Origin of the sequence: Streptomyces sp. NPDC058773 (assembly GCF_042746015.1) — a bacterium.
In the GTDB taxonomy this organism is placed as follows: Bacteria; Actinomycetota; Actinomycetes; order Streptomycetales; family Streptomycetaceae; genus Streptomyces.
Genome location: NZ_JBHYPE010000024.1, coordinates 63,233 through 76,296 on the forward strand (window position 1 = coordinate 63,233; position 13,064 = coordinate 76,296).

General features: G+C 73.7%; 10 protein-coding genes. 1 reads left to right on the forward strand and 9 read right to left on the reverse strand.

From position 1 onward, the window contains the following. Positions 1 to 116: 116 nt before the first annotated feature. The 9 genes from ACFW5B_RS21320 to ACFW5B_RS21360 form a co-directional block, all read right to left on the reverse strand. A complete protein-coding gene (locus tag ACFW5B_RS21320) occupies positions 117 to 1,352 on the reverse strand; it encodes a type III PLP-dependent enzyme (protein WP_386441683.1) in 1,236 nt (411 codons plus the stop codon). Beyond that, positions 1,349 to 3,130: an IucA/IucC family protein gene (locus tag ACFW5B_RS21325; protein WP_386441686.1), complete on the reverse strand. Its 1,782-nt coding sequence runs from the start codon at positions 3,128 to 3,130 to the stop codon at positions 1,349 to 1,351. Before ACFW5B_RS21325 ends, ACFW5B_RS21320 begins: the two co-directional genes overlap by 4 nt. Beyond that, the gene (locus ACFW5B_RS21330; RefSeq protein ID WP_386441689.1) at positions 3,118 to 4,428 is read right to left on the reverse strand and encodes an MFS transporter; all 1,311 of its coding nucleotides are present in this window, start codon (positions 4,426 to 4,428) and stop codon (positions 3,118 to 3,120) included. The genes ACFW5B_RS21325 and ACFW5B_RS21330 overlap by 13 nt, the downstream gene beginning before the upstream one ends. After that, positions 4,425 to 6,227: an IucA/IucC family protein gene (locus ACFW5B_RS21335; protein ID WP_386441693.1), complete on the reverse strand. Its 1,803-nt coding sequence runs from the start codon at positions 6,225 to 6,227 to the stop codon at positions 4,425 to 4,427. Before ACFW5B_RS21335 ends, ACFW5B_RS21330 begins: the two co-directional genes overlap by 4 nt. Further along, positions 6,224 to 7,417: an acetyl-CoA carboxylase biotin carboxylase subunit family protein gene (locus ACFW5B_RS21340; protein WP_386441806.1), complete on the reverse strand. Its 1,194-nt coding sequence runs from the start codon at positions 7,415 to 7,417 to the stop codon at positions 6,224 to 6,226. Before ACFW5B_RS21340 ends, ACFW5B_RS21335 begins: the two co-directional genes overlap by 4 nt. An 83-nt stretch (positions 7,418 to 7,500) precedes the next feature. Further along, positions 7,501 to 8,508, reverse strand: coding sequence for an ABC transporter substrate-binding protein (locus ACFW5B_RS21345; protein WP_386441696.1), 1,008 nt, complete (start codon positions 8,506 to 8,508; stop codon positions 7,501 to 7,503). Positions 8,509 to 8,568: 60 nt separating this feature from the next. Continuing rightward, the gene (locus ACFW5B_RS21350; protein ID WP_386441699.1) at positions 8,569 to 9,381 is read right to left on the reverse strand and encodes an ABC transporter ATP-binding protein; all 813 of its coding nucleotides are present in this window, start codon (positions 9,379 to 9,381) and stop codon (positions 8,569 to 8,571) included. After that, positions 9,378 to 10,442: a FecCD family ABC transporter permease gene (locus ACFW5B_RS21355; protein WP_386441702.1), complete on the reverse strand. Its 1,065-nt coding sequence runs from the start codon at positions 10,440 to 10,442 to the stop codon at positions 9,378 to 9,380. The genes ACFW5B_RS21350 and ACFW5B_RS21355 overlap by 4 nt, the downstream gene beginning before the upstream one ends. Next, on the reverse strand, positions 10,439 to 11,449 hold the full coding sequence (locus ACFW5B_RS21360; RefSeq protein ID WP_386441809.1) for a FecCD family ABC transporter permease: 1,011 nt from the start codon (positions 11,447 to 11,449) through the stop codon (positions 10,439 to 10,441). Before ACFW5B_RS21360 ends, ACFW5B_RS21355 begins: the two co-directional genes overlap by 4 nt. Positions 11,450 to 11,816: 367 nt before the next feature. Here ACFW5B_RS21360 and ACFW5B_RS21365 point away from each other — a divergent pair, with 367 nt between their 5' ends. Then, positions 11,817 to 12,998: an FAD-dependent oxidoreductase gene (locus ACFW5B_RS21365; RefSeq protein WP_386441705.1), complete on the forward strand. Its 1,182-nt coding sequence runs from the start codon at positions 11,817 to 11,819 to the stop codon at positions 12,996 to 12,998. Positions 12,999 to 13,064 lie beyond the last annotated feature (66 nt).

Sequence of the window (13,064 nt, forward strand, 5' to 3'; positions counted from 1 at the left end):
CCCGCCCGGGGCCCCGGCAGGCACCGCCGATGGTGTGGCCGTCACTTGCGTCCCGCGGGGTGGCGGACCTGCCGGGGCATCCGTACGACTGCGGGAGAGCGCCGGGGCCGGCTGCCTCAGACCTCCGCTGCCGCACCGTCGAGGAAGTGGAATCCCGGGCGCGGATGCATCAGGAAGTCATGGTGCGAGATGTTCCAGGCGTACGCCCCGGCCACCCCGAACACCACCCGGTCACCGGCCCGCAGCCCCGGCGCCGGGACCGCGCGGGCCAGTACGTCCTTCGGGGTGCACAGCTGCCCGGTGACGGTGACCCGGTCCCCCCGGGCCACCGACCGCGGCCAGGGGTGCGGCCAGGGCGCGTCGGACGGCAGCACCGTGCAGGGCTGGTCGTGGCCCTTGGTCGCGGGGGTCCGCAGATGGTGGGTGCCGCCGCGCACCACGGCGAACTCCTCGCCGTGGCTGTGCTTCACATCCAGCACCTCGGTGGCGTACCAGCCGCAGTACGCGGTCAGCGCCCGCCCCGGCTCGATCCGCAGGGTGAGACCGGGGTGGGCCGCGGCGAGCCGGGCCAGGCCGGCGCCGTACGCGGTCCAGTCGAAGCGGCGCTCCGGCGCGGCGTAGTCGACGGCCATCCCGCCGCCGACGACCACTTCGGAGAGCGGGATCCGGTGCTCCGCGGCCAGCGCGGCGGCCCAGGTCACCACCGTCTCCGCCACGCCCAGCTGCTCCGGCGCCTCCAGGCCGCTGGCCAAGTGGGCGTGCACACCGCGGAGTTCGAGGTGCGGGTAGGTGCCGTCGGTGAGCAGTGCGACGACCTCACCGGCCTGGACGGGGTCCAGCCCGAAGGGGGTCGGGCGGCCGCCCATGGCGAGCGAACTGCCGTCCAGCGAACCGTCGTCGACCGGCAGATTGAAGCGTGCCAGCACCGCGATCCGGCGCTCCGGGGCGAGCCGGGCGGCCAGGTCCGCGAGCATATGGATCTCGTACACGCTCTCCACATGGAAGCGCTGCACCCCGCACTCCAGCGCCTGGGCGACCTCCGCCGGGGTCTTGCCCGGCCCGCCGAAGGCGAGCGGGGCGCCGGGCACGGCCTTGCCGGTGTGCGCGAGTTCGCCGCCCGAGGAGACCTCGTAGCCGTCGACGTACGGGCGCAGCGCGCCCAGGATCTCCGGCTCCGGGTTGGCCTTGGCCGCGTAGTACAGCTCCACGCGCTCGGGCAGCGCGGCCCGGACCTCGGCCAGATGCGCGCGCAGCGCCGTCAGGTCGTAGACGTAGGCGGGCAGTTCCTCGGGCGCGAGGCCCTGGACGCGGTCGCGGACCGCGTCGGTGGGGGCGAGGCCGGGGGTGGTCATCGGGTGCTCCAGGGGGTGGTGTCGTCGGCGCGCACGGCACCGGACAGAACGGCCTCGGCCAGCGGCGAGGGCAGCAGGACATAGCCGGCCTCACGGTCGGCCTTGCGCTCCCAGCGGGTGAGCAGATTGGCCTTGGCGGGCAGCGGGACACCGGCCAGCAGGGCGGCCAGCCGCGGTGGGCAGCCGTACCGGTCCGCGTGGGTCTGAAGGGTGCGGCGCACCTGCGCCCACAGCTCCGCCTCGGTGCCCGGGTGCAGATCGGCGAGCGCGGCGAGCATCTCGGCGACATGGTTGACCAGCAGGCAGTACACGACCCGGTCCCAGCCGCGCTGGGCGTCGTAGGTCATCGGGGCCGCGACCCGCTCGGGCAGCGACGCCAGCAGCTCGGCGTGGTGCTCGGGGACCAGCTTGGTGCCCTCCAGGTCACGGAAGAGGACCTGGGCGGGCATCCCGTCGCCGTCGACACAGACCAGCACGTTCTGGAGGTGCGGTTCCAGCACCAGGCCGTGGTCGAAGTAGGCGGCGAGCACCGGCGGGAGCAGCAGATTGAGGTAGGCCGCCCACCAGTCCAGTGCGGCCTGCGGTCCGGCGCCGTCCAGGAGCCGGGAGACATGGGCCTCGCTGGTGGGGTACTCGTCGGCGACGGCGGCCGCCAGCAGCGGGGTGGTGCCGGGCAGCAGCCGCTGGGAGAGACCCTCGCGGACGATGACGCCGAACCCTTCGAGCAGTTCGGTGTCCGGCCGGCCGTCGGCGCCGGGCAGCGCCAGGCTGCGGTAGGCGGGCTCGCGCAGCACCGCGCTGCCCGGGAACCGGGTGGCGAGATCCGCGAGCGCCGGCGCCAGCAGCCGAGTGAGGGCCACCGCCCCGGAGAGCTCGTAACTGGCGTTCTTCCGGAGGCAGTTGGTGATCCGGACGTTCAGGCTGAACTTGAGGAACGCCTCGCCGTCGTAGAGCGTGCGCACGGACGCGGTGGCAGCGAACGGCGCCTTTCCGGTGCCCAGGACACGGATGTCGTCGCGGTCCAGCGCCGCCCGCAGCCCGGCGTGGTCACGCAGCAGCTCGTACTGCCAGGGGTGGACGGGCAGCAGCCGGTAGCCGTCCGGGACCTCGGTGTGCAGCGCGTCCAGCGGGGCGGTGGCACCCTCGTCGGCCGCTTCCTCGGCGATCAGCTCCTCGCGCACGGCGAGCAGCAGCAGCGGGAAGGCGGCCCCGGTCTCGGGCGCGTACGACTGCCAGGCGGCGGGATCACCGGTGCGCGCCTTGGGGGTCGGGTGGAAGCGGTGGCCGAGGATCAGCGACTGCTCGGAGGTGACATAGGCGGTCTGCCAGTCCTCCGCGTCCGGCTCCCCGGCGACTGGGCACCGCTCCGTACGCGCCGCCAGCGCCGCGGAGACGGCCTGATGGCTGGAGGCGATCTGGGCCAGGAACTCGTCGTTGTCCACGCCGGTCCGCAACGACAGCTCGGCGTGCACGTACTCGGCCAGCCGGCGCCAGCCGACCTCGGCCCAGCCACCGTCGGTCTGTTCGGACACCGGGCCGGTGAAGCGGTGCGCGCCGAGCAGCGAGGTACGGCGCAGCGCGACCCGCAGCAGGACCCCGCGGCGGGGCAGCCGGATCAGCAGCTGCCCGTCGTCGACGGCGGTCTGGTGCTCGGGTCCGGACACCTCGCGCAGCAGGCAGTTGAGGAGGGTGTGCGCCACGGCCTGGTCGGCGGTGGGCAGCCCGGCGGGGGCGGCGTGCGCCACGGCGGGGCCGGGGGAATTGGTCAGCGGAGGCATCGCGGGCTCCTGCGGGTGCGGGGGAGGCGGGAGAGCAGAACGGGGGCGGCGGTCGCGAGGACGGTGACCACGGCGATCGCGGTGCCGGTCAGGACGGGCGCGACCGGGCCGAACCAGTCGTTGCCGACCGCGGCGGCCATACCGGCGGCGACCGCGCCGGCCTTGGAGAAGAATTCGATCGAGCCGAACAGCCCGCCCGGCGCGCGGCCCTTGGCACACTCCGCGGCCAGTACGGACAGACAGACCAGACCGAGGGTGAGCCCGGCACCGAGGACCAGGCGGACCGCGACGAAGCCGGTGAGCGAGTCCACCAGGCCGTGCCCGGCCAGACCGAGCGCGATACAGCCGAAGCCGATACCGATCCCGAGCCGGGGGCGGGAGCGGAAGGCGGCGTGCACCGCCATCGCCGCGACCAGGTAGCACATGTGGGGAAGGGCGAACAGCACACCGGACACCATGGGGTCGGTGCCGGGAATCCGTTCCTTGATGAGCGAGATCAGGTAGGGGAAGGAGATGACGGTGGAGAAGACGAAGGCGAACTCCAGGGCGTAGAGGGCGCGCAGCGAGGACCGCGGGTCGCGCCCGGAGGCCTCTGCCGCAGCGGCCTCGGCCGCGGCTGTCTCCACCGCCGACGCGCCGTCCGCGTCGACCTCCGCCGTGGCGGCCTGCGGTGCGCCGGTCCGGACCCGCGGCGGCTCCGGGAGCGCCGCCAGCATCACGGCCGCGGTCAGCGGCAGCACGGCCAGCAGGGCGTACTGGCGGTGCGGCGACAGCCACGGCGTCAGCGAGCCGACCACGATCGGGGCGAAGACCAGTGCCGCACGGGCGCTGCCCTGCATCAGGGTGAGCGCCCGGGACAGCGCATTGCCTTCGAGCGCCGCTCCCAGATAGCCGTTCGACGCGGCGAAGGTGCCGCCGAGGATGCCCTGCAGGACCAGCGCCGCGGTGAACGTGCCCATCGAGTCGGCCCAGCCGGCCAGCAGGAATGCCGCCGCCAGCCCCAGCTGCGCCCGCAGCAGGAGCCGTTTGCGTCCGAAGCGGTCCGCGAGCCGCCCCCACAGCGGTGCGCCGATGGCGCCGAAGATGGTGGGGACGATGTAGAGCATTCCGGCCCAGCGGGCGGCGTCGTCGCCGAACTCGGGCAGGATCTCGGTGAGGTACGGCGGCAGGCCGAGGGCGGCGAACGACGCCACGAAGTAGCAGCCGGCCACCGCGTGTACCTGGCGGCGGGCGAGGCCGGGGCGGTCCTTGGTTTCGACGACGGCCGGTTCGACCCGGCGTGCAGTGGTGGTCCTCATCGCGAAGTCCCCGTCGGGAGCAAGTAGTTGGGGCCGGTGGTGTAGTGCTTGTTGATGTCGGCCGCGCCCGAACGCTCCTTGGAGAGCAGCGTCCCGGCGCTCACCATCGCCTTGATGGGGAGGTGCGGGGCCTCCAGGACGTAGGCGCGCAGCGCGGCGCCCGGCTCGCCCGGGGCGCTGCCCAGCCGCTCGACGGCCTCGGTGAGCCGGTCGCGGACCAGATCCAGCAGCCGCGCGAGCGGCGCCCGTCCGTGCCGGGCGAGTCCGAAGGCGTACGAACCGGCGCACAGATGGACGGTGATGGTGGCGAACAGGTCCAGCACCGGCCGGTCGCTCTCGGCGAAGATCCGCGGATCGGCGAAATCCGCGGGGCCCGGGGCGTCGGCTCCCAGCGTGTCCCGCAGCCGGGCGGCGTTGATCCGCGGCCCGTCGTTGTCCTTGAACAGCAGCCGCAGCCGCGTGCCGTCCGCCGTGCGGTCCCACACCAGCGAGATGTTCTGCTGGTGGGACTCCAGCGCGATGCCGTAGCCGAAGAGCGTGGTCTGCCAGTCGAAGAGCAGGGTGAGGCAGGCGTCCAGCAGGGCGAGCGGATCGCCGCCGTAAAAGCGGTCCGCGAGGTGGTCGATCACCAGCCGCCCGCCGGGGGCCCGGCTCAGCAGTGCGGCCATCGGCACCACGGCACTGTCGTCCAGTCCTGCGGGGTAGCGGCGGCACAGCACGGTCAGCAGCTCGTGGTCGGCGTGCGCGTAAACGGTCTCGTCGGCCTGGAGGACCGATTCCCGGAAGCGCGGCTCGCGGGCGAGCACGGTCTCCAGCAGCCGCTGCCCCGCCGCGCCGTCGATGAGCGTACGGGGCTTGATGGTGCGCCGGTTCCGCAGGCCCAGCGTGGCGGTGGCCAGCGGCAGCTTCAGATGGAGCCGGGGACCGGCGTCCAGCGCCACGGTGCGCATCGACAGGGTGGGGACGACGTCGACCAGGGCGCGCTCGGACAGCACCGCGTCGTCGGCCAGGCCCGATTCACGCAGCGCACCGTCCAGCGGGTCGCCGAGCGTCAACGGGTGGACGGGCAGGGCGAGATGGCTGTCATCGAGGTGGGCGAGGCCCAGCTCAGCAGGCGTCGGCCAACAGGCGGGCAGCGCCGCCTCGCCCCCCGGAACGGTGACCGCGGTACGCGGCACGGCGAGCCAGCGCAGCGCGAAATCGGGGCGGAACTCGGGTGCGTAGGCGCGCAGCCGGTCCTCGGTCAGGCCGGACCGGCCGCGGGAGGTCGGGTAGACGGGGTGGTCGAGCCGGGCGGCGAGCGTGTCGTACGCCAGACCGCCCTTCAGTCCCGGCCAGTCGGCGGGGTCCGCGCCATGGCGGTCCATCAGCGCGTTCTCGGTCTCGTCGCGGGTCCGGGTGTGCAGCCGCATCGTGTCCAGGGTCTGGCGGCACTCCTCGGTGAAGGCCTCGAAGCCCTCGTGGTCGGCCGGATCGGCCAGCGCGTGGAGCGCCGTGAGGACCTCGTCGACGGTGGTCAGCCGGGCGCCGTCGGACTCCCGCACCAGGAGCGGCAGCCGCGCCGTGTGCGTGCTCTGGTAGCCGTCCTCGCCGAGGGGCAGCAGCAGCGCCCCGGCGGTCTCGTCGGCGGGCAGCCGCAGCCAGGGGCCGTCCGGCCGCTCCAGCAGCGTGCCACGGGTGCGCAGGCCGACCACGTCCTCGCGCAGCAGCGCGCCCAGGACACGCAGCAGCAGCGCGGATTCGTCCGCGTCCTGCGCGGCCGCGGCCCGGCCGGTGGCGGTGTCGAGCGCGGCGGTCACGACGATATCTCCCAGCGCTCGGCCGCGAAGAAGGCGTCCGACACCCGGTCCACGGTGCTCCGGTCGGTGCCGGTGGCCCGCAGTACGCCGAGGTAGTCGCGGTTGGTGCGGTAGTGCGGGTGCTCGGTGCCGACCTCGCGCAGCGGCCGGTAGCTGAGCCGCACGCCGTCCACCGTCCGGTCCGCGGCGGCGGGCGCCGCGGTGAGCGTCCCGGCCCGGTCGGCGCAGGCGTACTCCACCCGGCCCGCCCCGTCGCGCCGGGCGCCGAGGCCGGCGGGCAGCGGCTCGCCCAGGTGGGTCCGCAAGATGTGCTCGAACAGGGGGATGTCCAGGACCTGCGCGAGCATCAGGTCGCACTGGTCCCCGATGACGCGGTAGTTCACCTCGATGAGCCGGGCGCGGCCCTCGTGGACCATGAATTCCGTGTGGGCGGCGCCGAACCCGACGCCCAGCGCGTCCAGTTGGGCCAGCACCTGTGCCACCACGGGCTCGGGGTGGGCGGCGACGAAGTCGAGCCGCTCCTCGATGAAGGCCGGCGGGGCGGAGACCGTGGTGTGAAAACCGCCCAGGACATGCCGTACCCGGCCGTCGCCCAGGGTCTCCAGGGTGTAGAGCTCACCCTCCAGGAACTCCTCGGCGACCAGCGCCGCCTGCGGGCGCCGCGCCTGGATCTCCTTGGCGAGCGACACCAGCTCTTCCGGTCCCCCGGCGAGCACCACGTCCTCGCTCGCCACGCCCTCGCGGGGCTTGACGACGCAGGGGTAGGGCAGGCCGGCGGCGGTGAGCGCGGAAGGGTCCTCGCCGGGCGCGAGCTCCGCGGACCGTACGGTGTCGACGCCGGCCGCGGCGAGGCGCCGGCGCATCTCGGCCTTGTTCTTGGCGCGCAGCGCGGCCCGCCAGTCCTTGCCCGGCAGCCCGAAGTAGTCGGCGGCCAGGGCCGCCTGGGTCTGCAGATGGTCGCTGTTGGTGAAGACCGCCGCAGCGGGGTGGTGGTTCGCTATGCGGGTGATGACGGCGCGGAAGTCATGGACGTCGCACTCCAGGACCTCGGTCTGCGGGGAGACCACACGCCGGTGCGCTTCGGGCTGGTCCGTCAGGACCGTGAGATCGAGGCCGAGGCGGGCGGCGGCGGGCAGGAACCCATCGGTGACCGAGTCGGTGGGGTTGAGGGCGAGCAGATACATCCGCATGAGCGGGGCCCCTTCGGGGTCGAGGTGGTGCGGGACATCGGGGCGGGGGCGGGCCGGGGGACGGCGGCCCACCCCCGGTGGGGTCAGCTCTTCGGGAGCTGCACGCCGGCGGCCTTCGCCACGTCGGCGAGCATGTGCTCGGCGGCCTGGATGCCGATGCCGGACATCCAGGTCTCGTCCGGCACGGTGAAGACCTTGTGGTCCTTGACGGCCTTCAGGTCCTTCCAGACGGGGTTGGACGTGACGTCCTTCTGCTGGGTCTTGTCCGGGTCGTCCGCGACGGTCACGAACACCAGGTCGGCGTCGGCCTTGTCGATCTGCTCCGGGCTGACGTCGAGCATCGTCTTGACCGGGTCGGTGGAGCTCTGGGACTTCGGCCGGGCCAGGCCGATGTCGTTCAGGACCACGCCGCTGTAGGAGGACTTCTGGTAGAGGCGGGTCGGGCCGGCCACGAAGCGGACCACGGAGGCCGACGGCATCTTGCCGTGGTTCTTCTTCTTGATGGCCTCGCCCAGCGCCTTGGCCCGGCTCTCGTACTCCTTGAGCTTCCGGTCGGCCTCCTTCTCCAGGCCCAGGGCCTTGGCGTGGACCTTCAGATTGGCCTTCCAGGGGCCGCCGGTGGTCTCGGTGAAGACGGTCGGCGCGATGGCCTTGAGCTTGTCGTAGATCTTCTCGTGCCGGACCTTGGAGGACAGGATCAGATCGGGCTTCAGCATCGCGATCTTCTCAAGGTTCGGCTCCAGCAGCGGGCCGACGTCCTTGACGCCGCCGATCTCGTCCTTGAGGTACGCGGGGAAGCCGCCCTCGGTCTTCATGTGCGGGGAGACCGCGCCGACGGGCTTGACGCCGAGCGTGGTGACGTCGTCCAGCTCACCGGTGTCCAGGACGACGACGCGCTTGGGCTTGGCCGGGATCTTCACGTCGCCGCCCTGGACGCTCTTGACGGTGCGCGGGAAGCCGGCGCCGCCCTTCGCCGCGTCGTCGCCGCCCGAGGACGTGTCGCCGCCGCAGGCGGTCAGGGTCGCGGCCCCGACGGTCGCGGCGAGCAGGGCGGCCGGCACCCGGCGGCCGGAGAGAGCAGTTCTGAACATGAGGGACTTCCTTCGGGGGGAGCGGAAAGGGAAGTGCTCGTGGGGGAGAGCGGGTTCGGGTCAGACGGAGACGGCGGTGTGCCGTGCGGCGCTGCCCTTGGGGACGACCAGCGGGGTGCCGGTCTCGGGGTCGGGGATCACCCGGCAGTCCACGTCGAACACGGACTTGACCAGCTCCGCGTCGAGGACCTCCGCCGGGGCGCCCGCCGCGGCCAGCTGCCCGTCCTTGAGGACCACGAGATGGTCCGCGTAACGGGCGGCCTGCCCGAGGTCGTGCAGCACCATCACCACGGTGCGGCCCGCCTCGGAGTGCAGCGCGGCGACCAGGTCGAGGACATCGAGCTGGTGCCGCAGATCGAGGAAGGTGGTGGGCTCGTCGAGCAGCAGCAGATCGGTGTCCTGGGCCAGCGCGAGCGCGATCCAGGCGCGCTGCCGCTGGCCGCCGGAGAGCTGGTCGACGGACTGGTGGCGCAACTCCTCGGTGCCGGTGCGCCGCAGCGCCTCCTCCACCGCCTCCTGGTCCGCCGCCGACCAGGGGCTCAGCAGCCGCTGGTGCGGGTAGCGGCCGAGCCGTACCAGCGCCTCGACGGTGATCGCGTCGGGGGTGACCGGCTGCTGCGGCAGCAGCCCCATCCGCAGGGCCAGCGCACGGGCCGGCATCCGGTGGATGTCGGCGCCGTCCAGTGTGACGGTGCCGGCGGCCGGCGCCAGCAGCCGGGTCAGCCCGCGCAACAGGGTGGACTTTCCACAGGCGTTGGGGCCGACGACGGCGGTGACGGCGCCGCCGGGCAGCACCAGGTCGAGGCCGCCGACGATCAGCCGGTCGCCGTAGCGCAGGTCGAGTCCGTGGGTGGAGAGCTGGTTGGCGGTCATCGGACACTCCTGTTCACGGAACTGCTCTGACGGATCATCAGCGCCAGCAGCCAGGGCGCGCCCAGAGTGGCGGTGACCACTCCGACCGGCAGGCCGCTGACCGGCAGCAGATACTGCGCCACCAGATCGGAGGCGAGCAGCAGTACGGCACCGGCGAGGGCGGACAGCGCCAGCGTCCCGGCGGTCGGCGGCCCGGCGAGGAACCGCACCATGTGCGGGACGGCCAGCGCCACGAAGGCGACCGGGCCGGTCAGCGCGGCGGCCAGCGAGGCCAGCACGATGGCGATGACCAGGATCTGGAGCCGGGCGGTGTGGGTGTTGAGGCCGAGCGTGCCGGCCGAGTCGTCGCCCAGGTCGAGGACGGCGAGCCGGCGGTGCAGGACGAAGGCGAGGGCGAGCCCCACGGCCACCGCACCGCCCGCGGACCACACCTCGGTCCAGGTCCGCCCGTACACCGAGCCCGTGGTCCACTGCAGGGCCGAACCGGCCAGCTGGGTGGGGAAGCTGACGACCATGAAGGTCACCGCCGCGCTCAGCCCGGCCTGTACGGCGAGACCGACCAGCACCAGCCGGGTCACGCCGGTGCCGGAGCGCCCGCCGAACACCCCCAGCAGCACCGCCGCGAGCAGCCCGCCGCCGAGCGCGGCCAGCGGCATCAGCGCCTGCGAGGCCCCGGCGGCCAGCATCGCCACCGCGCCGAACGAGGCCCCGCCGGTCACCCCCATCACATCGGGGGAGGCGAGCGGATTGCGGAACAGCCGCTGCAGCAGCGCACCGCCCACGGCCAGGCCCGCCCCCGCGACGATCGCCGCGGCCATCCGTGGTGCCCGGAACTCCTGGACCACCAGCACCGTGCCGGGGTCACCGACACCGAACAGCCCCTGGAGCGCCTCGACGGGCGGCAGCGCCATCTCGCCCTTGGCGACCGAGACCGTCACCAGCGCGCCGAGCACCACCAGACCGGCGAGCGCGAGCAGCGGGGTCCGGCCGCGTCCCGGCCGGCGCCCGGTGGCCGGGGCCGGCGAGCCGAGCGCCTTCGCGCTCTGTACGACGTCGTTCATCGGGCCACCTTCCGGGCCAGCAGCGCCAGCAGCGGCGCGCCGAGGAACGCGCTGATGATGCCGACCTGGAGCTCGGACGGCCGGATGACGAGCCGTCCGAGAATGTCGGCGGCGAGCAGCAGCAGCGGGCCGGCGATCAGACAGCCGGGCACCAGCACCCGGTGGTCGGAGGTGCGCAGCAGCTGCCGGACCAGGTGCGGCGCGGCCAGCCCGATGAAGGCCAGCGGACCGGCCACGGCCACCGCGGACGCGGCGAGCAGCACGACGGCCAGCCCGCCGAGGGTGCGGATCCGGGACACCGGCACACCCAGCGCCTGCGCCGAATCGTCGCCCAGCGCCAGGGCGTTGAGGGAGGGGGCCAGGGCGAGCGCGAGGACCAGGCCGATCACCAGGGCCGGCAGCACCGGGTAGAGCACCTCCAGCGGGCGCTCGGCCAGCGAACCGGCCAGCCAGAACCGCGCCTCGTCCAGCGACCGCTTGCTGGCCAGCATGACCGTCGACGTCCAGGACAGCAGGACGAGCTGGAGCACGGTGCCGCCCAGCGCGAGGCGCACCGGGTCCAGGTCACCGGCGCGCCGGGCCAGCGCCTGGGCGAACAGCGCGGCCGCCGCGGCGCCCGCGAACGCGAACCAGAGGTACTGGACGGGCCGGGTCAGATGCAGCGTATAGATCGCGGTGACCACCGCGAAGCCCGCGCCCGCGTTGATGCCGAGCGTCGTGGGGGAGGCGAGCGGATTGCGGGTGATGCCCTGGACGACCGCTCCGGCGACCCCGAGCGCGGCGCCCACCGCGAGCGCCACCACCGTCCGCGGTACCCGAAGCCCCGTCACGACCAGGGCATCCGGGCCGTGTACGGCACCGGTCAGCGCGTCCCAGACGGTGGAGAGCGGTACGGAGCGGGCACCGAGGGCGAGGCTCAGGGCGGCACAGACCGCCAGTGCGCAGAGCCCGGCCACGAACAGCGGGACGCGCCGCAGGGCGTTCGCGGCGGGTCGCGCATCGGGCACAGGGGGTGCGGTGGCGGGTGGTTTGGTCGTCGACACGCGTCGTTACATTAGGTTAGGCATACCTAATTCTGCAACCGCGCGTTCGATAAACGATCAACTGTCCCTTTTGTCGGGTGGTCGTCACCTCGCTGCGCCCCGAGGGGGTGCGACCGAGTCACGAACCGAGGCCCCCGACCTGGGAGGACCTACCCATTCCGCTACCCGCCCACGCTCGCCGGACCCCTCGATGGCGACTCGTCAAGAGCTTTCACCGTCTCTGGGTTGAGTCGTCCGAAAAACGCCTCGATTGCACGGGATGGGTGGCTGTGTTGTGCTGAGGAAGGGGCCTGTGAAGGGGGCCCGTGACCCCGCCCGGCCGAGGAGCGCCATGCACCCCACCTCTTTGCGCATCGCGGTCATCGGTGCCGGCCCCGGCGGGCTGACCTGCGCCCGAGTGCTCCAGCGGAACGGCGTCCCGGTCACCGTCTTCGCCCATGAGGAGCCGACCGCCACCGATCCCCAAGGCGGGACCCTGGAACTGCGGTTGACGACCGCTCGGACCGCGCTGACGGCGGCGGGTCTGTACGAGGAGTTCACCGCCGTCGCCCGCCCCGCGGGCCGGAAGCTGCGGCTGCTCGACCACACCGGGACCGTCCTCCTCCAGGACACCCCCGACGCGCCCGCGCCCGAAGGGACCGTCCCCGACGCCTCCGCCGCGACGCCCGACCGCACCGCGATCGACCGGCCCGCGCTGCGCCGGCTGCTGCTCGACTCCCTCACCCCCGGCACCGTGCACTGGGGCAGCTATCTGCGCACCCTGCACCCGCTCGGCGACGGCCGCCACCGGGCCGAGTTCGACGACGGCCACAGTGAGACCTTCGACCTGGTCATCGGCGCGGACGGCGCCTGGTCCCGGGTGCGGCCGATGCTCTCCGACGACACGCCCCACTACTCCGGTGTCACCTTCGTCGAGACCGCCATCGAGGACGCCGACCGCCGCCTTCCGCACCTCGCGGATCTGGTCGGCGACGGCGGTGTGCTGGCGCTGTCCGCAGGCAAGGGGCTGCTCGCCCGCCGGTACGGCCGGGACCGGCTCCAGGTGTACGCCGGTTTCCGCGGCTCCCAGGACTGGGCGCTGGAGGCCGGGGTGACGGTGGCGGACGCCGGGGCCGTCCGCGCCCTGCTGCTCGACGCGTTCGCGGGGTGGGACGAGCGGCTGCGGGCGCTGCTGCGGGAGAACGACGGCGGGTTCGCCAGCCGTCCGCTGTTCGCACTGCCGGTGCCGCACACCTGGGCGCACACCCCGGGTCTGACCCTGCTCGGTGACGCCGCGCATCTGATGCCGCCGTTGTTCGGCGGGGGCGCGGGCCTGGCCATGCTCGACGGCGGCGAACTCGCCCGGGTCCTCGCAGGGGGCGGCGATCCGGACGCGGCGGTGCGCGCCTACGAAGCGGCCATGCTGCCCCGCGCCGCGCGGGCCGCCGAGTACGCGGCCCACGCCCTGGTCCGGGCCTTCGCCCCCGACGCCCCGGACGGCGCGCTGCGCTTTCTGCGCGCCACCCGGCAGTGAACCGTCCGGCGCGAGGGTCTCCCGCGCGGGCCGCCGCGGTCGCCCGGCCGCCCCGCCCTCCGGTTG

Coding starts and splice junctions, on each gene's coding strand:
- ACFW5B_RS21355 (WP_386441702.1), bottom strand. CDS start 10,442: ATGAACGACGTCGTACAGAGCGCGAAGGCGCTCGGCTCGCCGGCCCCG.
- ACFW5B_RS21330 (WP_386441689.1), bottom strand. CDS start 4,428: ATGAGGACCACCACTGCACGCCGGGTCGAACCGGCCGTCGTCGAAACC.
- ACFW5B_RS21365 (WP_386441705.1), top strand. CDS start 11,817: ATGCACCCCACCTCTTTGCGCATCGCGGTCATCGGTGCCGGCCCCGGC.
- ACFW5B_RS21325 (WP_386441686.1), bottom strand. CDS start 3,130: ATGCCTCCGCTGACCAATTCCCCCGGCCCCGCCGTGGCGCACGCCGCC.
- ACFW5B_RS21340 (WP_386441806.1), bottom strand. CDS start 7,417: ATGCGGATGTATCTGCTCGCCCTCAACCCCACCGACTCGGTCACCGAT.
- ACFW5B_RS21345 (WP_386441696.1), bottom strand. CDS start 8,508: ATGTTCAGAACTGCTCTCTCCGGCCGCCGGGTGCCGGCCGCCCTGCTC.
- ACFW5B_RS21320 (WP_386441683.1), bottom strand. CDS start 1,352: ATGACCACCCCCGGCCTCGCCCCCACCGACGCGGTCCGCGACCGCGTC.
- ACFW5B_RS21350 (WP_386441699.1), bottom strand. CDS start 9,381: ATGACCGCCAACCAGCTCTCCACCCACGGACTCGACCTGCGCTACGGC.